Source organism: Ramlibacter monticola, from assembly GCF_016722785.1.
Lineage (GTDB): Bacteria > Pseudomonadota > Gammaproteobacteria > Burkholderiales > Burkholderiaceae_C > Ramlibacter > Ramlibacter monticola.
This window is the reverse complement of record NZ_JAEQNE010000004.1, coordinates 131,722-158,027: the sequence shown is the minus strand read 5'-3', so window position 1 is coordinate 158,027 and position 26,306 is coordinate 131,722. Positions and strand designations below refer to the sequence as shown.

General features: G+C 69.3%; 22 protein-coding genes. 7 read left to right on the top strand and 15 right to left on the bottom strand.

Annotated elements, in window-relative coordinates; all coding sequences use genetic code 11:
* Window positions 1-533 precede the first annotated feature (533 nt).
* On the top strand, window positions 534-1,217 hold the full coding sequence (locus JJ685_RS17370; RefSeq protein ID WP_201675581.1) for a response regulator transcription factor: 684 nt from the start codon (window positions 534-536) through the stop codon (window positions 1,215-1,217).
* On the top strand, window positions 1,207-2,454 hold the full coding sequence (locus JJ685_RS17365) for a sensor histidine kinase (protein WP_201675580.1): 1,248 nt from the start codon (window positions 1,207-1,209) through the stop codon (window positions 2,452-2,454). Before JJ685_RS17370 ends, JJ685_RS17365 begins: the two co-directional genes overlap by 11 nt.
* Before the next feature lie 72 nt (window positions 2,455-2,526).
* On the opposite strand, the gene JJ685_RS17360 is transcribed toward JJ685_RS17365, so the two are convergent.
* The 3 genes from JJ685_RS17360 to JJ685_RS17350 form a co-directional block, all read right to left on the bottom strand.
* Complete coding sequence (locus JJ685_RS17360) at window positions 2,527-3,297, bottom strand: gamma-glutamyl-gamma-aminobutyrate hydrolase family protein (protein ID WP_201675579.1); 771 nt, start codon at window positions 3,295-3,297, stop codon at window positions 2,527-2,529.
* A 103-nt stretch (window positions 3,298-3,400) separates the two neighbouring features.
* On the bottom strand, window positions 3,401-4,366 hold the full coding sequence (locus JJ685_RS17355; RefSeq protein ID WP_201675578.1) for a tripartite tricarboxylate transporter substrate binding protein: 966 nt from the start codon (window positions 4,364-4,366) through the stop codon (window positions 3,401-3,403).
* A 160-nt stretch (window positions 4,367-4,526) separates the two neighbouring features.
* Window positions 4,527-5,066, bottom strand: coding sequence for a hypothetical protein (locus JJ685_RS17350; protein ID WP_201675577.1), 540 nt, complete (start codon window positions 5,064-5,066; stop codon window positions 4,527-4,529).
* 246 nt (window positions 5,067-5,312) lie between these two features.
* On the opposite strand from JJ685_RS17350, the gene JJ685_RS17345 reads away from it, so the two are divergent.
* Window positions 5,313-5,807 carry an outer membrane beta-barrel protein gene (locus JJ685_RS17345; RefSeq protein WP_201675576.1) on the top strand — a complete coding sequence of 165 codons (495 nt, stop codon included), beginning with the start codon at window positions 5,313-5,315 and terminating at the stop codon, window positions 5,805-5,807.
* A 57-nt stretch (window positions 5,808-5,864) separates the two neighbouring features.
* Here the strand turns inward: JJ685_RS17345 and uvrA are convergent, their stop codons facing one another.
* Entirely contained in the window at window positions 5,865-11,789 is a 5,925-nt protein-coding gene (uvrA, locus tag JJ685_RS17340) for an excinuclease ABC subunit UvrA (RefSeq protein WP_201675575.1), read from the bottom strand.
* 162 nt (window positions 11,790-11,951) lie between these two features.
* On the opposite strand from uvrA, the gene JJ685_RS17335 reads away from it, so the two are divergent.
* Together JJ685_RS17335 and JJ685_RS17330 are read left to right on the top strand one after the other, a co-directional pair.
* The gene (locus JJ685_RS17335; protein WP_201675574.1) at window positions 11,952-12,281 is read left to right on the top strand and encodes a hypothetical protein; all 330 of its coding nucleotides are present in this window, start codon (window positions 11,952-11,954) and stop codon (window positions 12,279-12,281) included.
* Between the two features lie 82 nt (window positions 12,282-12,363).
* Window positions 12,364-13,464, top strand: coding sequence for an ABC transporter substrate-binding protein (locus JJ685_RS17330; protein ID WP_201675573.1), 1,101 nt, complete (start codon window positions 12,364-12,366; stop codon window positions 13,462-13,464).
* 51 nt (window positions 13,465-13,515) lie between these two features.
* On the opposite strand, the gene JJ685_RS17325 is transcribed toward JJ685_RS17330, so the two are convergent.
* The 7 genes from JJ685_RS17325 to JJ685_RS17295 all read right to left on the bottom strand — a co-directional run bounded on the left by JJ685_RS17325 (window position 13,516) and on the right by JJ685_RS17295 (window position 18,807).
* Entirely contained in the window at window positions 13,516-13,671 is a 156-nt protein-coding gene (locus JJ685_RS17325; protein ID WP_201675572.1) for a hypothetical protein, read from the bottom strand.
* A gap of 85 nt (window positions 13,672-13,756) precedes the next feature.
* Window positions 13,757-15,436: an MFS transporter gene (locus JJ685_RS17320; RefSeq protein WP_201675571.1), complete on the bottom strand. Its 1,680-nt coding sequence runs from the start codon at window positions 15,434-15,436 to the stop codon at window positions 13,757-13,759.
* Window positions 15,437-15,607: 171 nt separating this feature from the next.
* Window positions 15,608-16,246 carry a 2-hydroxychromene-2-carboxylate isomerase gene (locus JJ685_RS17315; protein WP_201675570.1) on the bottom strand — a complete coding sequence of 213 codons (639 nt, stop codon included), beginning with the start codon at window positions 16,244-16,246 and terminating at the stop codon, window positions 15,608-15,610.
* Entirely contained in the window at window positions 16,243-16,470 is a 228-nt protein-coding gene (locus JJ685_RS17310; RefSeq protein ID WP_201675569.1) for a DUF1289 domain-containing protein, read from the bottom strand. The genes JJ685_RS17315 and JJ685_RS17310 overlap by 4 nt, the downstream gene beginning before the upstream one ends.
* Window positions 16,467-16,970, bottom strand: a complete 504-nt coding sequence (locus JJ685_RS17305; protein ID WP_201675568.1) for a YbaK/EbsC family protein — start codon at window positions 16,968-16,970, stop codon at window positions 16,467-16,469. Before JJ685_RS17305 ends, JJ685_RS17310 begins: the two co-directional genes overlap by 4 nt.
* A gap of 3 nt (window positions 16,971-16,973) precedes the next feature.
* Window positions 16,974-17,882, bottom strand: coding sequence for a hydroxymethylglutaryl-CoA lyase (locus JJ685_RS17300; RefSeq protein ID WP_201675567.1), 909 nt, complete (start codon window positions 17,880-17,882; stop codon window positions 16,974-16,976).
* Between the two features lie 4 nt (window positions 17,883-17,886).
* Window positions 17,887-18,807 carry a 2-hydroxyacid dehydrogenase gene (locus JJ685_RS17295; RefSeq protein WP_201675566.1) on the bottom strand — a complete coding sequence of 307 codons (921 nt, stop codon included), beginning with the start codon at window positions 18,805-18,807 and terminating at the stop codon, window positions 17,887-17,889.
* 86 nt (window positions 18,808-18,893) lie between these two features.
* Here JJ685_RS17295 and JJ685_RS17290 point away from each other — a divergent pair, with 86 nt between their 5' ends.
* On the top strand, window positions 18,894-19,970 hold the full coding sequence (locus tag JJ685_RS17290) for an alpha/beta fold hydrolase (protein ID WP_201675565.1): 1,077 nt from the start codon (window positions 18,894-18,896) through the stop codon (window positions 19,968-19,970).
* Between the two features lie 58 nt (window positions 19,971-20,028).
* Here JJ685_RS17290 and JJ685_RS17285 read toward each other — a convergent pair whose 3' ends face one another.
* Genes JJ685_RS17285 through JJ685_RS17270 form a run of 4 tightly spaced genes read right to left on the bottom strand, consistent with a single transcriptional unit; the run spans window position 20,029 to window position 25,087 of the window.
* A complete protein-coding gene (locus JJ685_RS17285) occupies window positions 20,029-22,023 on the bottom strand; it encodes an acetyl-CoA carboxylase biotin carboxylase subunit (RefSeq protein WP_201675564.1) in 1,995 nt (664 codons plus the stop codon).
* 2 nt (window positions 22,024-22,025) lie between these two features.
* Window positions 22,026-22,670, bottom strand: coding sequence for a DUF4126 domain-containing protein (locus JJ685_RS17280; protein ID WP_201675563.1), 645 nt, complete (start codon window positions 22,668-22,670; stop codon window positions 22,026-22,028).
* A gap of 4 nt (window positions 22,671-22,674) precedes the next feature.
* On the bottom strand, window positions 22,675-23,454 hold the full coding sequence (locus tag JJ685_RS17275; RefSeq protein WP_201675562.1) for an enoyl-CoA hydratase/isomerase family protein: 780 nt from the start codon (window positions 23,452-23,454) through the stop codon (window positions 22,675-22,677).
* 10 nt (window positions 23,455-23,464) lie between these two features.
* On the bottom strand, window positions 23,465-25,087 hold the full coding sequence (locus JJ685_RS17270) for a carboxyl transferase domain-containing protein (protein WP_201675561.1): 1,623 nt from the start codon (window positions 25,085-25,087) through the stop codon (window positions 23,465-23,467).
* 123 nt (window positions 25,088-25,210) lie between these two features.
* On the opposite strand from JJ685_RS17270, the gene JJ685_RS17265 reads away from it, so the two are divergent.
* Window positions 25,211-26,242, top strand: a complete 1,032-nt coding sequence (locus tag JJ685_RS17265) for an AraC family transcriptional regulator (protein WP_201675560.1) — start codon at window positions 25,211-25,213, stop codon at window positions 26,240-26,242.
* Window positions 26,243-26,306: the final 64 nt, after the last annotated feature.

Here is a 26,306-nt window from a genome sequence, read left to right as displayed (position 1 = left end):
TTTCAAGCCAGCACTAACTTAAGCCGCTCCAAGACTGTCACCATGGTCACAAAAAGCTTCCATTCTGGCTTGGGACAAAGAGTCGCCACGGATGGGTTAGGGCGACCATCCTCCCGCCTCTGCATGGGGCGTGCAGGGGAAATTTGCCCGTCGCCGGGGAAAAACCACACCCTCGAATACCCACTTACGGTGGAAGCAAAAGATGGAGGTCTTCCCGCGTGGAATCGCCGAGATAACGCTATAGGGGAAGTTTGATGCGTCCGCACGGCGCGAGCACGTTGCGAGCCGCGGTCAGGAGAAGGAAAAAGAAAAGCCCGTATGGCGGCGGGCTTCAAGCACGGGAACTGCATCTCCAGGAGCCTGACCAGGAACCCAGAGGAGAGATGCGGTTCGATCCCATGTCCTGTCGAATCGGGGTTGCAGTCACTCCTTTTCCGGCGCGGCCGGCGAGCAACCGCTTGGGTTCCACTCTAGGGGTCTTGGTGTTAAGAGCGCGTTAAGGCACGATGCACTCCTGCACGGAGGAGCGTTCCATGCGCGTTCTCGTCATCGAAGACAACCCGGACATCGTGGCGAACCTGCACCAGTACCTGGAGCCGCTCGGGTACGAACTGGACTCCGCGCGCACGGGCAAGGCGGGCCTGGGATTCCTTCGGGATTACCCGTACGACGTCATCGTGCTGGACCTGATGCTGCCCGGCATGGACGGACTGCAGGTGTGCCAGGAACTGCGCACGTCCCTGCGCCTCAGGACCCCGCTGCTGATGCTCACGGCGCGCGACACCATTCCCGACAAGGTCGCGGGATTCGAAGCCGGCGCCGACGACTACCTCGTCAAGCCCTTCTCCCTGGTGGAACTCGACGTGCGCCTGAAGGCGCTGGCCCGCCGGGGCCCGTCCCTCGCCGCCGACGCCGTGCTGCGGTTCGGCGAACTGGAGCTCGATCCGGGCACGCACGAGGCGCGCCGCGCGGGGCAGTTGCTGCGCCTGACGCCCACGGGCTACCTGCTTCTCTTCGCCTTGCTGCGCTCGGCGCCCGAAGTCGTGACCCGCGAACAGCTCGAACACGAAGTCTGGCGGGACGACCGCCCCGACAGCGATGCGCTGCGGACGCACATCCACGCGTTGCGGCAGGTCCTGGACAAGCCCTTCGCTTCCCCCATGCTGCGCACCCTTCCCGGCGTGGGCTTCCGGCTGGTGGCCACGCATGAAGCGTAGGTGGTCGCTGCGGCGCCGCATCGTAGGCGCCTATGTGCTGCTGGCCCTGTTCCTGGGGACCTGCTTCAGCGCGATCGCCCTCGAGGCGCTGGAGATCATCGAGGACAAGTTCATGTACCAGCGACTGCAGGATGCGGCCGACAAGCTGATCGAGGACCACCTGAAGGGCCGGGAACACGCCATCCCCGGCTACCCGGTGGTCCTGGAAGGAGCGCAGTTGGCACCGGTTTTCCGCAACCTGGCGCCGGGGGTGCACGAAGTGCGGGTCGGCGGGCGGGACGTGCACGTGCTCATCCGGGACCGCGAAGGCCATCGATTCGCGGTCCTGGACGACCAGAGCCAGTTCGAACTCATCGAAAACCACGTGTCGATCGCGCTCGCTCTCGCGTTCCTCCTGTGCCTCACGCTGGCCGCCCTGTCCGGCCTGAGCACCGCGAGCCGCGTCATCGCGCCCGTCACGCGACTCGCGAACGCGGTGGAACGCGAGTCCCTGCGGGCGGATTCACCGCTCCTGGCGGCGGACGATGAAGTGGGCCTGCTGGCGCGGGCCTTCTTCGAGCACGAACAGAGGCTGAAGCTCTTTCTCGAACGCGAACAACTCTTCACGGGCGACGTCAGCCACGAGCTGCGTACCCCGCTGATGGTGATGCTCGGCGCCGCCGAGGTGCTGGAGGCGCGCCTTGCTTCGCAGCCGGAGCTGTTGGAGATCGCGGAGCGGATCCGGCGCACCGCCGCCGAGACTTCCGCGCGCGTCGCCGCCCTGCTGCTGCTCGCCCGGGCGCCGGACCAGATGGACGCACCGCTCACCGACGTCGCGCAGATCGTGCAGGCCGAAGCGGAACGCTGCCGCCCCCTCCTCAGCGGCAAGCCCGTCACGCTGGCCGTTTCGGGGGAGCACGCGGGCGTGCTCGTGCGGGCGCGTCCCGAACTCGTCGCCACCGCGGTGGGCAACCTGATCCGCAACGCGTGCCAGTTCACCGAGCGGGGCGACGTGCGGGTGCAGGTGCACCCCTCGGCGCTGGTCGTCGAGGACACGGGCCCCGGGCTGCCGCGGGAGATCGCGACCCGGATCTTCGAACGGCACGAGCACGGGCCGGTGGGTTCGATCCAGGGCACGGGGCTCGGGCTGGCCATCGTCAGGCGGGTCGCCGAACACCTCGGATGGACGGTGGAGCTCCTGAGCAGCGCGGAGGGCGGCAGCCGCTTCGTCCTGCACCTGCCGGTGGCGAACGCCTGAAGGGGCGGATCCAGCCCACGGTCGGCTGCGGCGGCGTCCGCGTCTCCCCCCCGCAGCGCGCCAGCGCCCCCCTCAGGCTTCCTCCCGCACCTCCATGTGCTCGCGGCAGGCGCTGGCGAAGGCGTGCAGCGTGCGTTCGTAGAAGGGGTGCTTCTCGTGGCGCCACTCGGGGTGCCACTGCACGCCGTAGGCGAAGGCCGGCGCGCCGGTGACGCGCACGCCCTCGACCAGGCCGTCGGGTGCGCGCGCCTCGGCCACCACGCCTTCGCCCAGCCGCTTGATGCCCTGCCCGTGCAGCGAGTTGACGCACGCCCGCGTCCCGCCCGCCCAATGCGCGAACCGGCTGCCCGGTTCCAGCAGCACGTCGTGGCGCTCGGCGAACTGCACTTCCAGCGGCGCGTCCGGCGGTTCGCGGTGGTCCAGCAGGCCGGGCTGTTCGTGCACGGCCTGGTGCAGGCTGCCGCCGAGGGCCACGTTCATTTCCTGCAGCCCCCGGCAGACGCCGAACAGCGGCACGCCGCGCTCCAGCGCCTCGCGCACCAGGCGCATCGTCAGCTTGTCGCGGCGCGGGTCGAGGAGGTCGGTGGCCAGGGCGGTCGCGCCGAAGTGCGTGGCCTCCACGTTGGAGGGCGAGCCGGTCAGCAGCACGCCGTGGACGAAGTCCAGCAGGCAGGGCACGTCCTCGGCCTCGGCCATCGGGAACAGGACCGGCTGCAGGCCGAGCGCCGTCACGGCGAGCGCGTAGCGGTCCGCGAGCACGCTGTAGCCGCCCGGATCGTTGAGGTCCAGGTGGCGATGGCACGCGGGCAGCCAGATCAGGGGTTTGTGCGGCGACTTGGGCATGGCGGGCGTTCGCTCGCCGCCATGGTGCCAAGGCGCGGCAAGGCGGCGAGCGCCGCGCCGCCGACAACGCGCGTCGGACTGAGCCGACGCCCGTGCCACCGGGTCACTGCGGCTTCGCCAGCCCCAGTTTTTCGATCAGCTGCTTCTCGCGCGCGAAGGTCTCCTGCGCGAAGCGGGTGTACTGCGCGGCATCCATGTAGATCGGCAGCATGTCGTAGCGGCCCAGGGCCTGCACGTAGCTGGGATCCTCCATGGCCTTGCGGAAGGCGTCGTGCAGCTTCTTCACCACCTCGGGCGGCGTGCCGCGCGGCGCGCCGATGCCGAAGGGCGAGTTCTGCACGATGTCGAGGCCCAGCTCCTTCAGCGTCGGCGCATCGGGGAACTTCTCGAGGCGCTTCTCGCCCCAGGTGTTCAGCACGCGCAGCTTGCCGGCCTGCACCAGCGGCGCAAAGCCGGTCGAATCGGCCGCGGCCATGAGGTGCCCGCCGGTGATGGCCTGGGTCAGCTCGGCGCTGCCCTTGTAGGGCACGTGATTGAGCTGGATGCCCAGCTTCTGCGCGATCAGTTCGGTGGTGAGGTGCGGGCTGGTCAGCGTGCCGGTCGAGCCGTAGCTCAGCTTGCCCGGATTGGCCTTGGCGTACGCGACGAAGTCGTTCCAGTTCTTGATCGGGCTGTCGACCGGCACCACGATGCCGAACGCATAGCCGGTCAGGTTGATGATGTAGCTGATGTCCTTGACCGGGTCCCAGCTGATCTTCGTGGTGTACGGCAGGCGGAACACGCCGAGCGGAATCTGCGCGAGCGTGTAGCCGTCGGCCGCGGCCGACTGCAGCTGCTGCGCGGGCAGGGTGCCGCCGGCGCCGGGCTTGTTCTCGATGATGACGGGCTGGCCCAGCACCTTGCCCGCGTTCTCGGCGAGCTGGCGCATGGTGATGTCGGTGGGCCCGCCCGCGGGGAAGGCGACCAGCAACTTGATCGGCCGGGCCGGAAAGCCGGCCTGGGCGTGGGCGCCCAGGCTGGCCGCGGCGAGGCTGGCGGCGGCGAGTTGGACGAGATGACGACGGCGCATCGGGTCTCCTGAAGCTGAGGAAAAGGCAGACGCGTATTGGAACCGACGCGGACGGAAGTTCGCGGCCGCTCGCGGCGCGCGAGTAACCTTCGTGACATTCAGCTACGTCCTCCTTGCTGCCAGCCTGGGGTACCGCTTCCAGGCCGGCCCTGCGCGACGCTCAGCAACCCGCCGGCTTGGACTCGTTCTGCATCGGGACCGAGCCGGTGATGGTGAGCGTCTGCGTCGTTCCCTGCGTCGAGTTCAACACCGCGTGGTCGAAGACGATCGCGTTGCCGGCGCGGTCCAGCGTCGCCTTGCCGTTGACCCGGAACTCCCGGAAGTCGATCACGACGAAGCTCGCGTGGACGGTGTCCGTGCCCGGCAGGTACAGGATCTCGCCCGCCATGGACGCGTTCGTCCGGGGCTCGGTGAGCCCTTCGAACTGGAAGCGGCAGGTCTCCGGGAACTCGCCCAGCGGAAAGAACCGGAACACGTGCGTGGCGCGCACGTTGCTGCTCGCATAAGTACCGACCAGCCGCGCGTCGCTGGCCGCGTTCACCGTCACCGATCCCGCGCGGCCGCTGGGGAAGGGACGGTCGTCCACGAACTCCTCGTCGCCGCCGCCGTCGTCGACGAACGTGACGCCGATGCCGCCTCCACAGGCGGACAGGCAGGCAGTCAACAAGGTGGGAAGAAGCGGACGGACCAGGCCCTTCATGGCACTACCTCCTGGAAGCCAGTGAAGAAGACGCGGCCCGCGCGCATGCGGATTGCTTGATCGGGACAAGCTTGCGCGCGCAGGCCCGCGCTTCACACACTTGAGCTTACAACCGAGTGCAGTGGCGCGTCGCGCGCAGGAGACGTCTTTACCCACTTTCCATTGACGCGCGCAACGGTCGAGTTGGACACTGGAGGGACTCGGGAATACCCGAGTGCCTTACACAAGAGTCATCCAAGGGAAACAATGAAACGCATCGCTATCGCGGCCGCCGCCGCTCTGCTCGTGCTCGGCACCGCCCAGGCGCAAACCCGCGCCACCTCTCCGCTGTACGGGGAACTGGGGTACTCGTTCATGACGGTGAAGGGCTTTGGCTTCAGCGCCGACCCGCAGGCCCTGCGCGGCATCATCGGCTACAACTTCCACCCGTATCTCGCCGCGGAAGGCATGCTGGCCTTCAACACGTCTTCCGACAACGACCAGAAGGTGAAGAACTCCTTCGGCGTGTTCCTGAAGCCCAAGTACGACTTCGGCAATCTCGAAGCCTACGGCCGCCTGGGCTGGGCCCGCACCGAACTGAGCGGCCCCATCGACGGCCAGGACAACGACTTCGCCTACGGCGTGGGCCTGAACTACAGCTTCAACCCGCGCACCTACGTGGGCCTGGACTGGATGCGCCTCGCCGACAAGGACGGCGTCAAGGTCGACGGCGTGACGATCAGCATCGGCTACCGCTTCTGATCGAAGGGTCGTCCCCAAGGAAAGGGCCCGCCGCACGGCGGGCCCTTTTTTTTCACTCTAGGCCCGCGCCAGCACCGGCGCCAGCACCTTGCCGGTGTGCGTGCCCCGGGCCACCACTTCCTCCGGCGGCGCCGCCGCCACCACCTTGCCGCCGGCCGAACCGCCGTCCGGCCCGAGGTCGATGATCCAGTCGGCCTCCGCGATCACGTCGAGGTCGTGCTCGATCACGACGACGCTGTGGCCGCCGTCCACCAGCCGGTGCAGCACGCGGATCAGCTTCTCCACGTCGGCCATGTGCAGGCCGACCGTGGGTTCGTCGAGCACGTAGAGCGTGTGCGGCGCCTTCTGCCCGCGCCGCGTGACGTCGTCGCGCACCTTGGACAGCTCCGTCACCAGCTTGATGCGCTGCGCCTCGCCGCCGGACAAGGTGGGTGAAGGCTGGCCCAGCGTGAGGTAGCCGAGGCCCACGTCGCGCAGCAACTGCAGCGGATGGCTGATGTTGGGCATGGCGGCGAAGAACTCCACCGCCTCGTCCACCTCCATCTGCAGCACCTCGCCGATGTTCTTGCCGCGCCACGTGACGGCGAGCGTCTCCGGATTGAAGCGCGCCCCGCGGCAGGCTTCGCAGGGGACCTTCACGTCCGGCAGGAAGCTCATGCCGATGGTGCGCAGGCCCTGGCCTTCGCACAGCGGGCAGCGGCCCTCGCCGGTGTTGAAGGAGAATCGGCCCGGGCCGTAGCCGCGGGCGCGCGCCTCCAGCGTGTCGGCGAACAGCTTGCGGATCGTGTCCCAGAAGCCGATGTAGGTCGCGGGGCAGGAACGCGGCGTCTTGCCGATCGGGGTCTGGTCCACCTCCAGCACGCGGTCGACGGACTGGTAGCCGTCCAGCGACTTGCAACCGATCCACTTCGGGCGCTTGCCGGCATCGTCGGCGTCGCGGCCCGCCTTGGTGGAACGCTGCTGCACGGCGGCCTGCACGTTCTGCAGCAGCACGTCGCGCGCGAGGGTGGACTTGCCGGAGCCGGAGACGCCGGTGACGACCACGAGCCGCTTGAGCGGCACGTCGACGTCGACATCGTCGAGGTTGTGGAGGTCGGCGCCTTTCAGCTTGAGATAGGACGTAGGTGCGGAGGCGCCCCCAGCCCCGCCCTCGCCCAAAGGGGGAGGCAGCACCGATGCCATCTGCGCGAGCAGGGAGCGGGGCTTCTTGCCCTTGATCTTCACGGCGGGCGATTCGGCCACCGGGATCGCGCCGCCGCCCGAGTCCTCGCCGTTCACCAGCCGCCGCGGCTTCAGCGGGTGCTTCATCGCGTGCAGCAGGTAGCGGCCGGTGAGCGAGTCCGCGGACTGCGTGACTTCCTCCGTCGTGCCCTGCGCGATCACGCGGCCGCCGCGCTTGCCGGCGCCGGGGCCGATGTCGATGATGTGGTCGGCGCGCCGGATCGTGTCCTCGTCGTGCTCCACGACCACCAGCGTGTTGCCCTTGTCGCCCAGCTTGTGCAGGGCGTCCAGCAGGATCTGGTTGTCGCGCGCGTGCAGGCCGATGGTCGGCTCGTCGAGCACGTAGCACACGCCCTGCAGGTTGGAGCCGAGTTGCGCCGCGAGCCGGATGCGTTGCGCCTCGCCGCCGGAGAGGGTCGGCGCGCCGCGGTCCAGCGTGAGGTAGTTGAGGCCCACCTCCTCCAGGAACTCCAGGCGCGACCGGATCTCCGGGATCAGGTCGCGCGCGATGCCCTGCTCGCGCGCGCTCAGCACGTCGCGCACCTGCAGGCTCTGGACCCACTGGCGCACCTCGCGCACCGACAGCGCGGCGATGCCGGAGATGGCGGTGCCGTCGAAGCGGACCGCGCGGGCCTGCGCGTTGAGGCGCGAGCCTTGGCAAGCGGGGCAGGCTTCGTCGGAGACGTCCTCCACTTCCGCCTCGGCGAAGGTCTGCTCGCGCCCCTTGTCGCCTTCGGCGGTGAGCAGCGTGTCGTCGAAGGCCTTGCGCTGCTCGCGCGTGAGCTTCACGCCGGTGCCGACGCAGTCGGGGCACCAGCCGTGCTTGCTGTTGTAGGAGAACAGGCGCGGGTCCAGTTCCGGGTAGCTGGTGTTGCACACCGGGCAGGCGCGCAGCGTCGAGAACACCTCCACCTTGCCGATGCCCGCGTGCGTGGCCATGCCCTGGCTGAAGGCGGTGCGCAGGCCGTCGAGCGGTGCCAGCAGGTGCACGACGCCCTTGCCGTGTTCGAGCGCCAGCGCGAGCTTCTCGCGCAGCAGGTCCTCGTTGGCGGGCGTGACGTCGAAGTCGCACACCGGCAACTCGATGGTGTGTTCCTTGAAGCGGTCGATGCGCGGGAAGCCCGTGGTCGGCAGGAAGTTGCCGTCGACGCGCAGATGCGTGTAGCCGCGCGGCCGCGCCCAGTCGGCCAGCTCGGTGTAGACGCCCTTGCGGTTGATCACCAGCGGCGCCAGCAGGCCCACGTGCTGGCCGCGGTAGCGCTTCAGGATCTGCGCCACGATGCTGTCCGGCGTCTGCGGGCGCACCTCGGCGCCGTCGTGCACGCAGTGCTGCACGCCCAGCTTCACGTACAGCAGGCGCAGGAAGTGCCACACCTCCGTCGTCGTGCCGACGGTGGACTTGCGGCCCCCGCGCGACAGCCGCTGCTCGATCGCCACCGTCGGCGGAATCCCGTACACCGCATCCACCTCGGGCCGCCCCGCCGGCTGCACGATGGAGCGCGCATACGCATTGAGCGACTCGAGGTAACGCCGCTGGCCCTCGTTGAACAGGATGTCGAACGCGAGCGTCGACTTGCCCGAGCCCGACACGCCCGTGATCACGCTGAACTTGTTGTGCGGGATGTCGACGCTGAGGTTCTGGAGGTTGTGCTCCTTGGCGTTGACGATCTGGATCGCGTCGCTTCGGCGTTCCACGAAATTGGGGTCAGATTCCAATTTGCCGGCAACATCATGGGCCTTGCCAGCAGCGCGCGGGGAAATTGGAATCTGACCCCAATTTCGCTGCGCCGGCTCCTCGACGCCGAGGGTGCCGTCGTACTCGCGCAAGGCCTTGGCCGTGTGCGAGCTCGGGTGCTGCTTCACTTCTTCCGGCGGGCCTTCCGCCACGAGCAGGCCGCCGCCGTCCCCGCCCTCGGGGCCGAGGTCGACCAACCAGTCGGCCGCGCGGATCACGTCGAGGTTGTGCTCGATCACGATCAGCGAGTTGCCGCCTTCGAGCAGCTTGCGCAGGGCGCGCATCAGCTTCGCGATGTCGTCGAAATGCAGGCCCGTGGTGGGCTCGTCGAAGAGGAACAGCGTGCCCTTGGTGGCGATGCCCTGGCGCGACTGCGTCGACGAGCGCGCCGCCTGGGCCAGGAAGCCCGCGAGCTTGAGGCGCTGCGATTCGCCGCCCGACAGCGTGGGCACCGGCTGCCCCAGCTTCACGTACTCCAGGCCAACGTCCACGATCGGCTGCAGCGCGCGGATCACCTCGCGGTCGCCGGAGAACAGCGCGGCCGCTTCGCTCACGGTCAGTTCCAGCACGTCGGCGACGTTCAGCACGCGCGGATCCTTCGCACCCGCGGCCTGCCGCTCGATCGCCACCTCCAGGATCTCGGGCCGGTAGCGCTTGCCGTCGCAATCGGGGCAGCGCAGGTACACGTCCGACAGGAACTGCATCTCGACGTGCTCGTAGCCGGAGCCGCCGCAGGTGGGGCAGCGCCCGTCGCCCGAGTTGAAGCTGAATTTCGCCGCGGTGTAGCCCCGCTGCTTCGCCAGGGGCGAGGTCGCGAAGATCTCGCGGACCGCATCCCAGGCGCCGACGTAGCTCACCGGGTTGGAACGCGCCGTCTTGCCGATGGGCGACTGGTCCACGAACACCACGTCCCCCAGGTGATCGGCCCCCAGCACGCGATCGTGCAGGCCGGGCGTCTCGGTCGCGCGGCCGAAGTGCCGCAGCAACGCCGGCGCCAGGATGTCCTGCACCAGCGTCGACTTGCCGGAACCCGACACGCCGGTCACCACGACCAGTCTCTGCAGCGGGAACTCCACCGCCAGGTTCTTCAGGTTGTGCTGGCGCGCGCCTTCCAGCACGAGGCGCGGCGTCGCATCGGTCACCGCGCGCTTGAAGCCCATGCCGACGTGCTTGCGCGCGCCGAGATAGGCGCCGGTCAGCGTGTCGGCCTTGCGCAGCGCCTGCACGGAACCGTCGAACACGATGTAGCCGCCCTTCTCGCCGGGTCCGGGCCCCATGTCGATGATGCGGTCGGCCGCGAGCATCACGGCCGGATCGTGCTCCACCACCACCAGCGTGTTGCCGGCGTCGCGCAGCCGCTGCATGGCCTGCGTGATGCGGCTCATGTCGCGCGGATGCAGGCCGATGCTGGGCTCGTCGAGCACGAACAGCGTGTTGACCAGCGAGGTGCCCAGCGCCGTGGTCAGGTTGATGCGCTGCACCTCGCCGCCCGACAGCGTGCGACTCTGGCGATCGAGCGTGAGGTAGCCGATGCCCACGTCCACCAGGTAGCGCAGGCGGGTGTTGATCTCCTCGAACAGCAGCTTGAGCGCCTGCAGTTCGCCGGCGCCCGCGTGGGCCTCGGCCTCGGGCTCGACGCGGTCGAAGAAGCGCCGCAGGCGCTCGATCGGCATCAGCATCAGGTCGTGCACCGAGAGGCCGGGCAGCGCCTCGAGCTGCTCGCGCGTCCAGTCCACGCCCACCGGCAGGAAGCGCCGGGAGGGCTCCAGCACGGCGTCCGCGTCGGCCTTGCTGCCCAGGCGCCACAGCAGCGGCTCGGTCTTCAGGCGCGCGCCGCCGCAGGCGTCGCAGGGCGTGTAGCTGCGGTACTTCGACAAGAGCACGCGGATGTGCATCTTGTAGGCCTTGCTCTCGAGGTACTCGAAGAAGCGCTTCACCCCGTACCACTGCTTGTTCCAGTTGCCCTCGCGGTAGTTGGGCGCGCCGTGCACCACCCAGTGCTTCTGCTCCGGCGTGAGCTTGTACCAGGGCGTGTCGCGCGGGACGCCGGCGGATTCGGCGTGGCGCAGCATGTCGTCCTGGCACTCGGACCAGGCGGGGGTCTGGAAGGTCTTGACGGCGCCCGCGCGCAGGGTGAGCTTGTCGTTGGGGATCACCAGGCCGTAGTCGACGCCGATCACGCGGCCGAAGCCGCGGCAGGTCTCGCACGCCCCCACCGGCGAGTTGAACGAGAACATCGACGGCACCGGGTCGGTGTAGCGGATGTCGGAGTCCGGGCAGTGCAGGCCGGTGGAGAACTTCCAGACCTCCTTCTCCTCCGCGTCGCCGGCGTACACCCACACCCGCCCGCTACCGCGCTTCAGCGCGACCTCGATCGCCTCGATCGCGCGCACCTTCTCCACCCCCTGGATGCGGAAGCGGTCGGCCACCACGTCGAGGATCTTGCGCGGGCCGGTGGGGGTGGCCACCTCGCGCTCCGCCTGCACGCGGGTGAAGCCGCTGGCGGCGAGCCACTGCGCCACTTCCTCGGCGCTGGTGCCGCCGGGCAGTTCCACCGGGAAGGTCACGACCAGGCGCGGATCCGAGGTCCGCGTGCGCTCCATCAGCTGCTCGTAGATGGTCTCGGGCGTGTCGTGCCGCACCTGCAGGGCCGTCTTGCGGTCGAACAGCTGCGCGGCGCGCGCGAACAGCAGCTTCAAGTGGTCGTTCAGCTCCGTCATCGTGCCCACGGTGGAGCGCGAGGAGCGCACGGGATTGGTCTGGTCGATCGCGATCGCGGGCGGCACGCCCTCCACCCGGTCGACCGCGGGCTTGTCCATGCGCTCGAGGAACTGGCGCGCGTAGGCCGAGAAGGTCTCGACGTAGCGCCGCTGCCCCTCGGCGTAGAGGGTGTCGAACACGAGGCTGGACTTGCCGGATCCGCTGGGCCCGGTGACGACGGTCAGTTCACCGGTGCGGAGGTCGAGGTCGAGGTTCTTCAGGTTGTGTTGTCTGGCGCCGCGGATGCGGATCGATCCCTGGGACATGGAGGCCTTCTGGCAAGCAAGGCGGAAGATTGTAGGGACCCGCTACGGTCGGGTTGGGGGAAGGGTCTTGCCGTTTTGTCCTACTTTCGTTGTCAGCAAATTCCTATTGCGCACTTCGGCTTCTACGCTATGGTGCGCCGTCTCCCTAATCCTTCCCACACCATGGATGCGTGGAAGCAGTGGTCCCCGAGCTGCCCGGTCGACTGGCAGATGCGCCCGCCCGAAGCCGGGGTGGAGGCCGTCCGGCGTGAGTTGCTGGCGGCGCTCGACGATTGCCACGGCACGGATTGCGACCGCCTGCGTTGGCGCCTGCACACGGCGGAACGCGCGCAGGAGCTATGGCTGTTGCGCGACCAGATCCTGGAGGCGGTCGCGCACCAGCATTGCCTGGCGCTGGCGCGGGAACGCATAGACGGCCTGCTCGCCGCGTTCGGCACGGCAGCAACAGGCGGCCTGGGCGAACGGGTGCAGGCACCCGGTTCCTTTTCCTGACTGACTTTCCTCAAGTCCCTGTAAACCCTACGGTTTACACTTGGTCACAGCTGGCGCTCCAAGCGCGAGCGGGAGAAGGAAAGTGAAGCGGTTCATCGTTGCGGCCGTTGCCGCCCTGGCCCCCGTGTGGGCCCTGTCCCAGATCCTCGTCGGCCAGACGGCCGGCTTCAGCGGCACCTCCGCCGCCGGCGTGAAGGAGATCACGGAAGGGGCCAGGCTCTGGATCGACGCCGTCAACGCCAAGGGGGGCGTGCACGGCCAGAAGATCGAACTGATCTCCATGGACGACAAGTTCGACCCGGCCCTGGCGGCCACCAACGCCCGCGCGCTGGTCGTCGACAAGAACGTCGTCGCGTTGTTCCTGAACCGGGGCACGCCGCACACCGAGGCCATCCTGCCGCTGCTGGAGCAGAGCGGCGTCCCGCTGATCGCGCCCTCGACCGGGGCGATGGTGTTGCACCAGCCCGTGAAGAAGCAGGTCTTCAACGTCCGCGCGCCGTACCACCGCGAGGCGGAAAAGGCCGTGACGCACCTGCGCGCGCTGGGCATCGACCGCATCGCGGTCGTGTATGCCGACGACTCGTTCGGGCAGGACGGGCTGGAAGGCGCGAGCAAGGGCTTCTACCGTGCCGGCATCTCCCCGACGGTGGCGATCAAGGCGGACCGCCTCAAGCCGGACTGCAAGGCGATCGTGCAGGAGGTCGGCAAGTCGGGCGCGCAGGCCGTGGTGTGGATCGCCTCCGGCACCGCGGTCGTCGAGGGCATCAAGACGCTGCGCACCTCGCTGCCGGGGATCCAGGTGGTGACGCTGTCGAACAATGCGTCCGCGGGCTTCATCAAGGGCCTGGGCGAAGCCGGCCCGGGCGTGATGGTCACGCAGGTGTTCCCGTCCGAGCGCGCGGTCGCCTACGCCATGGTGCGCGACGTGACGGCGCTGGCGAAGGAAAAGAAGCTGGAACTGAGCCCCGCCATGCTGGAGGGCTACGCCGGTGCCAAGGTGCTGGTGGAAGCCCTGCGCCGCGCCGGCCCGAACCCGACGCGCGCGAAGGTGCTGACCGCCCTGGAAGGCCTGCAGAAGTTCGACCTCGGCGGCCTGGAGATCAGCTTCGGCCCGGACGACCACACCGGAATGGAATATTCCGAGCTGTCGATCATCGGGTCGGACGGGAAGTTCAAGCGCTAGCGGGCGCCGAACGCGAAAGGAACGCGACGCGATCCTTTCGCGTTGTCCCGATCAGTTCTTTTCCGCCGGCTTGTCCCCCGCCGGCGCCGGCGCGTGCACTTCCACGCCGTGCTTCTCGCCGCCCATGTCGACGTTGCCGCCCGCCTTGAAGATGACGAACAGGGCGAGGGCGGCGAAGGCGACGAAACCGATGGCCAGCTTGATCATGGCGAGCTCCTGAAGGGGTGGTTGCAGTTGGCTTGGCAAAAGGCCCTCGCCCGGGCGAGGACCTTTCACGCAGCAGGCTGCGCGCTCAGTCGTGGGCGTAGATGTCCACGTCCTTGGTTTCCTTCACGAACAGCGTGCCGATGACGCAGGTCACCGCGGCGATCACGATGGGGTACCAGAGGCCGTTGTACATGTTGCCGGTCTGCGCCACGATGGCGAAGGCGGTCGTGGGCAGCAGGCCGCCGAACCAGCCGTTGCCGATGTGGTACGGCAGGCTCATCGAGGTGTAGCGGATGCGGGTCGGGAACAGTTCCACCAGCATCGCGGCGATCGGGCCGTACACCATCGTCACCAGGATCACCAGGTACACGAGGATGGCGATCACCATGGGCGTGTTGACCTTGGCCGGATCGGCCTTGCCCGGGTAGCCCGCCGCCTTCAGGGCCTCGTTCACCTCCTTCTTGAAGGCAGCGATCCTCTTCGTGCTGTCGTCGTCGAACTTCCCGTTCGCCACCACCCCGGTGGGCGCGACGATCGACTTCTCACCGATCGTGATGGTGGCCGGCTTGCCCGCCTCGCCACTGGCGTTGTCGTAGCTCACCGACTGCTGCGCCAGGAAGCGCTTGGCGATGTCGCAGGAGCTGTAGAAGTCGATTTCGCGGGCGATCGGGCTGCCCTGGAACGAGCAGTGGCGCGAGTCCGCATGCACCACCACCTTGGCGCTGGCCTGGGCCGCGGCGAGGTCGGGGTTGGCCGCCTTGGTCAGCGCGCCGAACACGGGGAAGTAGGTCAGCGCGGCCAGCAGGCAGCCCGCCATGATGATCGGCTTGCGGCCGATCCTGTCGGACAGCGCGCCGAACACGATGAAGAACGGCGTGCCGATCACGAGCGCCGCGGCGATCATGAGGTTCGCGGTGGCGTTGTCCACCTTCAGCGCCTGCGTCAGGAAGAACAGCGCGTAGAACTGGCCCGAGTACCACACCACGGCCTGGCCGGCGGTCAGGCCGATCAGCGCCAGGATCACGATCTTCAGGTTGCGCCACTGGCCGAAGGATTCCTTCAGCGGCGCCTTGGAGGTCTTGCCCTCGGCCTTCATGCGCCGGAAGGCAGGCGATTCGTTCATCGACAGGCGGATCCACACCGAGATGCCGAGCAGCAGCACGGACAGCACGAAGGGGATGCGCCAGCCCCACTCGGCAAAGGCGGCTTCGCCGATCACGGTGCGGGTGCCCAGGATCACGATCAGCGACAGGAACAGGCCCAGCGTGGCGGTGGTCTGGATCCACGCGGTGTAGGCGCCGCGCTTGCCGTGCGGCGCATGCTCGGCGACGTAGGTCGCCGCGCCGCCGTACTCGCCGCCGAGCGCGAGGCCCTGCAGCATGCGCAGTGCGATCAGGATCACGGGGGCCGCGACGCCTACGGTGGCGTACGAAGGCAGCAGGCCGACGATGAAGGTCGACATGCCCATGATCAGGATCGTGACCAGGAAGGTGTACTTGCGCCCGATCATGTCGCCGAGGCGGCCGAACACGATCGCGCCGAAGGGCCGCACCAGGAAGCCGGCGGCGAAGGCCAGCAGCGCGAAGATGAACGCCGCGCTCGGGTCGAGGCCGGAGAAGAACTGCTTCGCGATGATCGCGGCGAGCGACCCGTACAGGTAGAAGTCGTACCACTCGAACACGGTGCCGAGGGAAGAGGCGAAGATCACCTTCTTCTCTTCCGCCGTCATCGGGCGGGCGGCGGTGGCGGGAAGCACTGCGGCCATCGCGTTGTCTCCAGGGTCGTTGTATGACGCGACGGATTCTTCCCGCGCGCTCTGACCCTGTTCTGACGCGAAACTTATGCGGCTCTGACCAATTAGGGGCAAACCCGCAGCGCTGCTTTCATGATGCGAAGATGCTCCGGGTTAACGCCTAGGGCGTTTCCCACGCAGCCGCTACGAGCGCGTCTTGCCCGTCGGCAGCGCGGCCGCCTGCTCCCACGCGCCGCCCGTGAACCACGCATTGCCCTCGAGGTATTGGCGCAGCACGGGCAGCGCATCGAAGCCCCAAAACAGGCGCCCGTCGACCTCGAAGCTCGGCACGCCGAACACGCCGCGCGCGATCGCCGCGTCGGTGTTGGCCTTGAGCTCGGCCTTCACGTCCGCGCCGGCGGGATCGCGCTGCGGCTGCAGCGTCGCGCGCAGCGCCTCTTGCCGCTGCGCATCCGCCGCGTCGGCGCCGCCGCGCCACACGTGGCGGAACACGCTCTGCGCGATGTAGCGGTTCACGAGCCCTTCCTGCCCGCAGGCGAGCGCGAGCCGCAGCAGGCCGAGCGGATTGAAGGGATGCGCCGCCGGCAGCTCCAGCGGGATGCCGTGCGAATGCGCCAGCCACTGCACCTGGCGGTAGGTCCAGTCGCGCTTGGGCGCGATCTCCGCGGGACCGAGCTGCCCATGGTGCTTCAGCAGGCCGGCGAACAGCACCGGCCGGTAGTCGAGCCGGTAGCTCAGGCCCTTCAGTGCCTCCGGCAGCTGCTCGAAGGCGAGGTAGGCATATGGCGAGATGAAGTCGAAGTGGCAGGTGATGTGCTTCATGGTTCCGTCCCGGCCCGCTGCAGCAGGTCGTTCCAGATCGCGAACTTCTCCTCCTCGGAGGCGCTGCTCCAGCGCGCGATCTCGTCCAGCGTGCGATAGCAGCCTTCGCACGTGCCGGTGGCCGCGTCCATGCGGCACACCGAGATGCAGGGCGAAGGCACGAAGTCGGCCAGTGCGATGCCCGCCGCCTTCTCCAGCAGGAACTGCTTCGGCCCGCTGCTCATCCCGCCGGCGCCTGCACCACGTCCGCCACGGGCGCGCCGGTCAGCTTCTCCAGGTCCTGCGGCCGCAGCCTGAAGACGCCGTGCGGATGCCCCGCCGCGGCCCAGATCTCCTCGAAGCGGAACAGCTCGCGGTCGATCAGCGTCACGGGCGGCTGCGCGTGCGCGATGGGCGACACGCCGCCGATGGAGAAGCCGGTCTTCGCCTTGACGAACTCGGCGTCGGCGCGGCCGGTCCTGCCGACGATCGCATCCACCTTCTTCTCGTCCACGCGGCGGTCGCCGGAGGCGATCACCAGCACCGCCGCGTCGTCGGACTTGCGCCGGAAGATGATGCTCTTGGCGATCTGCCCGACGTGGATGCCGAGCGCATCGGCCGCCTGCTGCGCCGTGCGCGCGGCGTCGTCCAGCATGACCGGCGAATGGGGATGGCCCGCGTCCTGCAGGGCGCGGGCCACGCGCTGCACGCCTTCGGGGAGGGATTGAAGTTCAGCTCCGCACATGCGTCACCCGCTCCGCTTGTTCAGCACCGCCGTCGCCACCCGCGAATTCGGCTTGCGGCCCAGGAAGTCGCTGATGAACTTGCCGGCGTCCACCAGCTTGTCGAGGTCGATGCCGGTCTCGATCCCGAGCCCGTGCAGCATGAACACCACGTCCTCCGTGGCCACGTTGCCGGTCGCACCCTTCGCGTAAGGACAGCCGCCGAGGCCGGCGACCGAGGCGTCGTACTGCCAGATCCCCATCTGCAGGCAGGCCAGCGTGTTCGCCAGCGCCTGCCCGTAGGTGTCGTGGAAGTGGCCCGAGACCGCATCGAGCTCGAAGTGCTTCAGCGCCGCCTCCATGGCGCGCTGCACCTTGCGCGGCGTGCCGACGCCGATCGTGTCGGCCACGCCCAGGTGCTGCGCCCCGATCTGCCGGGCCAGGCGCGCGAACATCTCGACGCGCTCCGGCGCGATCTCGCCTTCGTAGGGGCAGCCGACGGCCGTCGACATCACCGCGCGCACGTGGATGCCCTTCGCGCGCGCCGCCTCCACCACCGGGGCGAAGCGCTCGATGCTCTCCGCGATCGAGCAGTTGATGTTGCGCTGGCTGAAGGCCTCGCTGGCGGCGCCGAAGATCACCACCTCGTCGGGCTTGCCCTGCAGCGCCGCCTCGAAGCCCTTCATGTTGGGCGTCAGCACCGAATAGCGCACGCCGGGCTGGCGCGCGAGGCCCGCCATCACCTCGGCGGCGTCGGCCATCTGCGGCACCCACTTGGGCGACACGTGGCTGGTCACCTCGATGTCGCGCAGGCCCGCGTCCTGCAGCCGGTGCACCAGCGCGATCTTGACCGCGGCGGGCACCGGTTCCTTCTCGTTCTGCAGGCCGTCGCGCGGGCCGACGTCGACGAGCTTCACCTTGCTCGGGAGTTGCATGCTCTCAGTATCCTCTCTGGAGTTCGACCACGCCGGCGATGGGTTCTCCCCGTTCGAAGGCGGCGATCTTGCGCGCGATCTGCGCGATGCTCTCGTCGCGCAGCGTGCGCGCCGAAGTGTGCGGCGTGACCGTGACTTTCGGATGGCGCCAGAACGGATGCTCCGCCGGCAGCGGCTCGGTGCGGAACACGTCGAGCGCGGCGCCGGCCAGGTGGCCGTTGTCCAGCAAGGCGAGCAGGTCCTCGTCGACCAGGTGCGCCCCGCGCGCCACGTTGATCACGTAGCCTCCCGGCAGCAAGCGGCCGAGCGTCGCGCGGTCCATGATGTTTTCCGTGTCCGGGGTGAGCGGCAGCAGGTTCACCAGCACGCGCGTCCCGGCGAGGAATTCGTCGAACTCGCCCGCGCCCGCGAAACACCGGACGCCCTCCACCTGCTTGCGCCCGCGGCTCCAGCCGCGCACCGGGAATTCGAATCCGGCGACCGCCTGCGCGACCCGCTGCCCCAGCACCCCGAGCCCCATCACGCCGACCGGGAAGTCGGCCCGGGCGCGGGGGCGGCGGAAACTCCAGCGGGCCTGCGCTGCGTCCTGGTCGTAACCGTCGAGTTCGCGGAAATGGCGGACCAGGGCATGGCAGACGAATTCGGCCATCTGCACCGACATGCCGGCGTCGTCCAGCCGCACCAGCACGGCTTCGGGCGGCAGGCGCAGCTTCAGCAGGGCGTCGACGCCGGCCCCGGTGTTGAAGATGCCCTTCAGGCGCGGCTGCTCGTCGAACAGCTGCTGCGGCGGCGCCCAGACGACCGCATGGTCGGCCTGCGGCGCGCCGGGCCGCCACTCTTCCACGACGGCGCCAGGCAGGGCGGCGGCGAGCCCCGCGATCCAGGGGGCGGACTTCATCTCGGTACAGCAGAGGGCGATGCGCATCTTTCCTATTGTGCGGGACGTCCCCGTTGACGCTTGCGCGCGGGCGGTGCCAAGCTGCGCCGGCTGTTCACGAACAAGGAGACACCATGGTCCTGCGTTCCCTCCTGCGCGCCGCCTGCCTCGGCGCCGCGCTGCTCGGCGCCGCCTGCCAGGCCGTCGCCGCCGACTTCCCCGCGCCGAAGCAGGGCACCTGGGTGGTCCGCGACTTCCGCTTCCACACCGGCGAGGTCCTGCCCGAGCTGAAGCTGCACTACCAGACCGTCGGCGACCCGGGCGGCGAGCCGGTGCTGGTGCTGCACGGCACGACCGGTTCCTCGGCCAGCATGCTCACGCCCGCCTTCGGCGGCGAGCTGTACGGGCCCGGGCAGCCGCTCGACGCCACGAAGTACTTCATCATCCTGCCGGACGCGATCGGCACCGGCGGCTCCAGCAAGCCCTCCGACGGGCTGCGCATGAAGTTCCCCAGGTACAACTACGACGACATGGTGGACGCCCAGTACCGGCTGCTGCGCGAGCACCTGCGCGTGCCGCACCTGCGGCTGGTGATCGGCAACTCCATGGGCGGCATGCAGACCTGGATGTGGGCGCAGAAGTACCCCGGCATGATGGACGTGGCGGTGCCGATGGCCTCGCTGCCCACGCCGATGTCGGGCCGCAACTGGACGCTGCGCCGGCTGCTCACGGAGTCGATCCGCCGCGACCCCGCCTGGAACAACGGCAACTACACGACGCAGCCGCCCGGCTTCCAGCTCGCCTCGATCTTCTTCGCCACCGCCACCAACGGCGGCAACCATTCCTACATGAAGGCCGGCCCGACGCGCGAGAAGGCCGACGATGCGCTGGAGGCGCGGCTGAAAGCGTTCAAGGGCGATGCCAACGACCACCTGCTGCAGTGGGAGTCGTCCGCCGACTACAACCCCTCGGTGGGACTGGAGAAGATCACCGCCACGCTGCTGGCGATCAATTCGGCCGACGACGAGCGCAACCCGGTCGAACTGGGCATCCTGGAACGCGAGCTCAAGCGGGTGAAGAACGGCCGGGGGTACGTCATTCCGGCGAGCGAGCAGACGCTGGGGCATGGGACGACCGGGAATGCGAGGTTCTGGAAGCAGGAGCTGGAGGGCGTGTTGAGGACGGCGCCGCGGATCGCCTCGCCGCAGTAGCTTCGTCATCCCCGCGCAGGCGGGGATGACGTGTTTCGCGGGGAGCCGGCGGCGAGGGCTACTGCGCCGCCAGCTTCAGCAGTTCCGCGCCCTCCTTCACCTGGTCCCCTGGCGCGTACAGCAGTTCCGCCACCACGCCGTCCACCGGCGCCGCGATGGTGTGCTCCATCTTCATCGCCTCCAGCACCGCCAGCGCCTGGCCCTTGCGCACCGTGTCGCCCGCCTTGACCGCGAACGAGATCACCTTGCCCGGCATCGGCGCGGTGAGGCGCCCGCCTTCCGCCGCGGCGTCGCCGGCGTGCGCCAGCAGGTCCAGCGACACGATCTGTGCCGCGCCGGCCTCGGTGAAGACGTGGTCGGTCTCGCCCTGCGTGTAGGTCCACGCGCGCATCGGGCGCCCGCCGTACTCCACGTCGATCGCCTCGCCGCCGGCGCGGAACGCCAGGGACTCGGACGGTCCGCCGGCGATGGCCAGCCGCTGCGCGCCGTCGTGCAGCGTGGTCAGCACCGCGTTGCGGCGCTCGCCCGCGAACTCGAAGGCGAAGCGCCGCGTGCCCACGCCATGCGAGCGCCAGCCGTCGCGCTTGCTGAACGGATCGTCCCCGGCCAGCGCCTGCTCGTCGAGCAAGGTGCGGGCGACGGCCGCCGCCGCGGCCAGTTCCAGGCCGAGCGGCTGCTGCCCGAACAGCACCCCCGCCTCGCGCTGGATCAGCGCCGTGTCCAGGTCCGCCTGGGCGAACGAGCGGCTCCGCACCACGTACCGCAGGAACTGCACGTTGGTGCTCAGGCCCACGATGTGCGTTCCGGCCAGCGCCTCGTCCAGCCGCGCCAGCGCTTCCTCGCGGGTGGCGCCGTGCACGATCAGCTTGGCGATCATCGAATCGTAGAAGGGCGGGATCGCATCGCCCTCGCGCACGCCGTCGTCGATGCGCACCGGCCCCCTCTCGAAGGCCGCGGCCTGCGGCTTGCGGTACACGTGCAGCGTGCCGGTGGCCGGCAGGAAGTTGTTGTCCGGGTTCTCGGCGCAGATCCGCGCCTCGATCGCGTGGCCGTGGATGCGCAGGTCTTCCTGCTTCAGGGGCAGCGGCTCGCCGGCGGCCACGCGCAGCTGCCACTCCACGAGGTCCAGCCCCGTGATGGCTTCGGTGACCGGATGCTCCACCTGCAGCCGCGTGTTCATCTCCATGAAGAAGAAGTTCATTTCGGCGTTGCGCTGCTCCACGATGAACTCCACCGTGCCCGCGCCGACGTACTTCACCGCGCGCGCCGCGGCCACCGCTGCCTCGCCCATGCGGCGGCGCAGGGCCTCCGTCATCCCCGGGGCCGGCGCTTCCTCCAGCACCTTCTGGTGGCGCCGCTGCACCGAGCAGTCGCGCTCGAACAGCCAGACGTAGTTGCCCTGCGTGTCGCCGAAGACCTGGATCTCGATGTGGCGCGGCCGGGTCACGTACTTCTCGACCAGCACCGCCTCGTCGCCGAAGCTGTTGCGCGCCTCGCGCTGGCAGGAAGCGAGCGCCGCGGCGAAGTCTTCCCCTTTCTCCACCGCCCGCATGCCCTTGCCGCCGCCGCCGGCGCTGGCCTTGATCAGCACCGGGTAGCCGATGCGGTCGGCCTCGCGCTGCAGGAGCTCCGGGTCCTGGTCGGACCCGTGGTAGCCAGGCACCAGCGGCACGCCGGCCCTTTCCATCAGCTGCTTCGATTCCGCCTTGAGGCCCATGGCCTGGATCGCCGACGCCGGCGGCCCGATGAAGACCAGGCCGGCTTCGGCGCAGGCGGCGGCGAAACCTTCGTTCTCGCTGAGGAAGCCGTAGCCCGGATGGACCGCCTGGGCACCGGTCGCCTTCGCGGCCTCGATGATGCGTTCCCAGCGCAGGTAGCTGTCCTTGGGCGCGTCGCCGCCGATGTGCACTGCCTCGTCGCAGGCCCGGACGTGCTTGGCATCGGCATCCGCGTCGGAGTACACGGCCACCGTGCGGATGGCCATGCGGCGCGCGGTCGCCGCCACCCGGCAGGCGATCTCGCCGCGGTTCGCAATCAGGATCTTCTTGAACATTCCTAAGCCAACTCCCGCGGCAATGGCCGCCCCTTGAACAAATCACGCAGCCCGCGCCCCGCCCTGTGCAGGAACTTCACCACCACCACCAGCAGGATCACCGCCAGCACGATGCTGACCAACAGCACGACGGCGAAGATCACCGGGTGCGTGGCCGACAGCCACAGCATGAACACCACCAACCCGTCCTCCATGAAGGACGCGGCGATGTTCGAGAAGGGCTCGGGCGAGGTGTTGATCGCCGCGCGCGTGGTCATCTTGGTCGCGTGGCTGGTGGCCGCGAGGCTGCCGCCCAGGAGGGCCGCGATCCAGCCCATGGCCTGGCTGTCCGCGCCGAGGGCGCCGGCCGCCAGCGCCGCGCCCGCCGGGATCCGGATGACCGTGTGCACCGCATCCCAGACCGAGTCCACGTACGGGATCTTGTCGGCGAAGAACTCGGCGAACAGCATGAAGCCGCTCGCGATCAGCACGCCCGGATGCTGCAGCACGAGCAGTCCGGAAGGCAGGTGGATCCACCCCATCCAGCCGGCGAAGCCGGCGAGGAACACCGTGGCGTAGAGGCGAAAGCCGCTCGCCCACCCCAGCGCTGCCGCCAGGGCGAGCAGTTGCGTCGTGTCCGGCGCGAGTTGACCGAGCCAGTCCATCATGGCCTCAGGGCAGCCAGTTCGGCTTGCGCTTGCCGAGGAAGGACTGGATGCCCTCGCGGCCCTCTTCGCTGGCGCGGATGTCGGCGATGCCCTCCACCGTGCGCCGGACCAGGCCGGCCGTGATCTCGTGGCCGGCCACGTCGTGCAGCAGCTTCTTGCAGGCCTTCACCGCCTGCGGCCCGGCCTGCACCAGCGCCTGCGCGATCTCCGCCACCCGGGCGTCGAGCGCGTCGGCCTTCACCACCTCGTGCACGAAGCCGATGCGCAGGGCCTCGGCGGCGCCGAAGCGTTCCGCGGTCAGGAAGTAGCGGTGCGCCGCGCGCGGGCCCATGGCCCGGATCACGTAGGGGCTGATGGTGGCCGGGATCAGGCCCAGCTTCACCTCGCTGAGGCAGAAGTTCGCCGTGTCCACCGCCACCGCCATGTCGCACGCGGCCACGAGCCCGGTGCCGCCCGCGTAGGTGTCGCCGTGGACCCGAGCGATCGTCGGCTTGGGGCAGCGCCAGATCACCTCCAGCAGTCGCGCGAGCGCCGACGCATCCTCGATGTTCTCCTCGCGCGTGTAGTCGGCCATGCGCTTCATCCAGTTCAGGTCCGCGCCGGCGCAGAACGCCGGCCCGTTGCCGGCCAGCACCACGCAGCGCACCTCGTCGCGCTTGCCGATCTCGAGGAAGACCGCGGTGAGTTCGGCGATCACTTCGTCGTTGAACGCGTTGCGCACCTCCGGCCGGTTGATCGTGACGGTGGAGATGCCGCGTTCGTAGCCCAGTTGCAGGTGGTTCATGGTGCTTGCCTCACATGCGGAACAGCCCGAACTTCGGCTCCCCGATCGGCGCGTTCAGCGCCGCCGACAGGCCCAGCGCAAGCACGCGGCGGGTGTCGGCCGGGTCGATCACGCCGTCGTCCCACAGGCGGGCGCTGGCGTAGTAGGGGTGGGACTGGCGGTTGAACTGGTCGAGGATGGGCTGGCGGAAGGCCGCTTCCTCCTCCGCGCTCCAGGCGCCGCCGCGCGACTCGATGCCGTCGCGCCGCACCGTGGCCAGCACGCTGGCGGCCTGCTCCGCGCCCATCACGCAGGTGCGCGCGGTCGGCCAGGTCCACAGGAAGCGCGGCGAGTAGGCGCGGCCGCACATGCCGTAGTTGCCGGCCCCGTAGCTGCCGCCGATGATCACCGTGAACTTGGGTACGGAGGCGGTGGCCACCGCCGTCACCATCTTGGCGCCGTGGCGCGCGATGCCCTCGTTCTCGTAGCGGCGCCCCACCATGAAGCCGGTGATGTTCTGCAGGAACAGGATCGGCGTGCGCCGGTGGCAGCACAGCTCGATGAAGTGCGCTCCCTTCTGCGCCGACTCCGAGAACATGATGCCGTTGTTGGCCAGGATGCCGATCGGCATGCCCTCGATGGACGCGAAGCCGCACACCAGCGTGGTGCCGAAGCGCGACTTGAACTCGTGGAACTCCGAGCCGTCGACGAGCCGGGCGATGATCTCGCGCACGTCGAAGGGCTTGCGGTTGTCCGTGGGGATGATCCCGTACAGCTCGCTGGCGTCGTAGCGCGGCGGCTCGGGCCGGCGCAGCGGCACCGGCCACTCCTTGGGCCGGTTCAGCGTCGCCACGGCGCGGCGCGCCAGCGCCAGCGCGTGCTCGTCGTTCTGCGCCAGGTGGTCGGCCACGCCGGACAGGCGCGTGTGCACGTCGCCGCCGCCGAGGTCCTCGGCGCTCACCACCTCGCCGGTGGCCGCCTTCACCAGCGGCGGGCCGCCCAGGAAGATCGTGCCCTGCTCCTTCACGATGATGGTCTCGTCGCTCATGGCGGGCACGTAGGCGCCGCCGGCGGTGCAGGAGCCCATCACCACCGCGATCTGCGGGATGCCCTGCGCGCTCAGGTTGGCCTGGTTGTAGAAGATGCGGCCGAAGTGCTCGCGGTCGGGGAACACGTCGTCCTGGTTCGGCAGGTTGGCGCCGCCGGAGTCCACCAGGTAGATGCAGGGCAGGCGGTTCTGGCCGGCGATCTCCTGCGCGCGCAGGTGCTTCTTCACCGTCAGCGGGTAGTAGGTGCCGCCCTTGACCGTGGCGTCGTTGCAGACGATCACGCAGTCGACCCCGCTCACGCGGCCGATGCCCGTGATGATGCCGGCGCTGGGCGCGTCCATGGTGCCGTCCTTGGCCAGGTACATGCCGTGGGCGGCGATGGGGCCGATCTCGAGGAAGGGCGTGCCGGGGTCCAGCAGCGCCTGCACGCGCTCCCGCGGCGGCAGCTTGCCGCGGGCGGAATGCTTCTGGCGCGCGATCTCGCCGCCGCCGGCAGCATGCAGCGCGACCTGCGCGTTCAGGTCGTCCACCAGGGCCTGCATCGCGGCCGCATTGGCCTGGAAGTCGGCGGATCTCGGGTTCAGCTGGGATTCGATGACGGGCATGTGGAAGTGCGGGGGTGGAACGCTCCGGCGCACGATAGCGCCAACCGGCGGAGCTTAGGCAATCGCCCCTTCCCCGCGTTGCCGCGCAGGTTGCAAATCCTGCCAGCGCACTACACTCCAGCCATGCCGTCCCCCAGCCTGCGCCGAGCTCCCGCCGCCGCCACCCCCATCGCGTTCGCCCAGGCGATCGCGGCGGCCTGCCGGCTGCGCGGCGGCAGCCCCGACCGGGCCCTGAAGCTGGCACAGATCACGCCAGCCCAGCTGCACAAGGCCGAAAGCCGGATGACCGCCCGCCAGATGGAGACGCTGTCCGCCGCCGCCATGGAGGAGCTCGACGACGAGGGCCTGGCCGCCTTCGAGCGGCCCCTGCCCTGGGGCAGCTACGGCATGCTGGCGCGCGCCTCGCTCAGCGCGCCCGACCTCGGCGTCGCGCTCAAGCGCTGGTGCCGCCACCACGGCCTGCTCACCGGTGACGTGCGCCTTTCGCTCGCGGTCCACGGCGCCACGGCGTCCATCGCGATCGAGGAGCGCCGGGCGATCCCGCGCGAAGTGCGCGAGCTCAGCCTCGCCTTCCTGCTGCGCAACGTGCACGGCCTCGCCTGCTGGTACATCGACTCGCGTATCCCGCTGCTGGAGGCGCGCTTCCCTTTCGCGCAGCCGCCGCATGCGGACGCCTATCCGCACATGTTCCCGGCGCGCCTGGCGTTCGGCGCCGCGCAGGCGGAGATCCGCTTCGACGCCCGGTACCTGAAGCTGCCGCTGCGGCGCGACGAGAAGGCACTGGCGCAGATGCTGCAGCGGGCGCTGTCGATCACGGTGCTGCAGTACCGGCGCGACCGCCTGCTGGTGCCGCAGGTCCGGCAGGCGCTCGCCGCGCACCCGGAGCGCTCGCACAGCGCCGAAGCGCTGGCGGAGCTGCTGCACGTCTCCGCCCGCACGCTGCACCGGCAACTGAAGGAGGAAGGCGCGAGCCTGCAGCAGCTGAAGGACGAAGTCCGGCTGGAGCGGGCCAAGGACCTTCTCTACCGCACCACGAGGCCGGTCAAGCAGGTGGCCGCCGCAGTGGGTTTCCGCAACGAGAAGAGCTTCGCCCGCGCCTTCCGGCAATGGGCCGGCGTGTCGCCGGGCGAGTTTCGCGATTCGCCAACGGCCTGACCACCGGCCGTCGTCGCCGGACGACCGTTCACCCTCGGTCTAGGGACATCCCTAGCGCGCGCCG

Bases quoted from the DNA above. Each gene is read 5' to 3' on its own strand.
- JJ685_RS17370 (WP_201675581.1), top strand. From the start codon at position 534: ATGCGCGTTCTCGTCATCGAAGACAACCCGGACATCGTGGCGAACCTG.
- JJ685_RS17365 (WP_201675580.1), top strand. From the start codon at position 1,207: ATGAAGCGTAGGTGGTCGCTGCGGCGCCGCATCGTAGGCGCCTATGTG.
- JJ685_RS17360 (WP_201675579.1), bottom strand. From the start codon at position 3,297: ATGCCCAAGTCGCCGCACAAACCCCTGATCTGGCTGCCCGCGTGCCAT.
- JJ685_RS17355 (WP_201675578.1), bottom strand. From the start codon at position 4,366: ATGCGCCGTCGTCATCTCGTCCAACTCGCCGCCGCCAGCCTCGCCGCG.
- JJ685_RS17350 (WP_201675577.1), bottom strand. From the start codon at position 5,066: ATGAAGGGCCTGGTCCGTCCGCTTCTTCCCACCTTGTTGACTGCCTGC.
- JJ685_RS17345 (WP_201675576.1), top strand. From the start codon at position 5,313: ATGAAACGCATCGCTATCGCGGCCGCCGCCGCTCTGCTCGTGCTCGGC.
- uvrA (WP_201675575.1), bottom strand. From the start codon at position 11,789: ATGTCCCAGGGATCGATCCGCATCCGCGGCGCCAGACAACACAACCTG.
- JJ685_RS17335 (WP_201675574.1), top strand. From the start codon at position 11,952: ATGGATGCGTGGAAGCAGTGGTCCCCGAGCTGCCCGGTCGACTGGCAG.
- JJ685_RS17325 (WP_201675572.1), bottom strand. From the start codon at position 13,671: ATGATCAAGCTGGCCATCGGTTTCGTCGCCTTCGCCGCCCTCGCCCTG.
- JJ685_RS17320 (WP_201675571.1), bottom strand. From the start codon at position 15,436: ATGGCCGCAGTGCTTCCCGCCACCGCCGCCCGCCCGATGACGGCGGAA.
- JJ685_RS17315 (WP_201675570.1), bottom strand. From the start codon at position 16,246: ATGAAGCACATCACCTGCCACTTCGACTTCATCTCGCCATATGCCTAC.
- JJ685_RS17310 (WP_201675569.1), bottom strand. From the start codon at position 16,470: ATGAGCAGCGGGCCGAAGCAGTTCCTGCTGGAGAAGGCGGCGGGCATC.
- JJ685_RS17305 (WP_201675568.1), bottom strand. From the start codon at position 16,970: ATGTGCGGAGCTGAACTTCAATCCCTCCCCGAAGGCGTGCAGCGCGTG.
- JJ685_RS17300 (WP_201675567.1), bottom strand. From the start codon at position 17,882: ATGCAACTCCCGAGCAAGGTGAAGCTCGTCGACGTCGGCCCGCGCGAC.
- JJ685_RS17295 (WP_201675566.1), bottom strand. From the start codon at position 18,807: ATGCGCATCGCCCTCTGCTGTACCGAGATGAAGTCCGCCCCCTGGATC.
- JJ685_RS17290 (WP_201675565.1), top strand. From the start codon at position 18,894: ATGGTCCTGCGTTCCCTCCTGCGCGCCGCCTGCCTCGGCGCCGCGCTG.
- JJ685_RS17285 (WP_201675564.1), bottom strand. From the start codon at position 22,023: ATGTTCAAGAAGATCCTGATTGCGAACCGCGGCGAGATCGCCTGCCGG.
- JJ685_RS17280 (WP_201675563.1), bottom strand. From the start codon at position 22,670: ATGATGGACTGGCTCGGTCAACTCGCGCCGGACACGACGCAACTGCTC.
- JJ685_RS17275 (WP_201675562.1), bottom strand. From the start codon at position 23,454: ATGAACCACCTGCAACTGGGCTACGAACGCGGCATCTCCACCGTCACG.
- JJ685_RS17270 (WP_201675561.1), bottom strand. From the start codon at position 25,087: ATGCCCGTCATCGAATCCCAGCTGAACCCGAGATCCGCCGACTTCCAG.
- JJ685_RS17265 (WP_201675560.1), top strand. From the start codon at position 25,211: ATGCCGTCCCCCAGCCTGCGCCGAGCTCCCGCCGCCGCCACCCCCATC.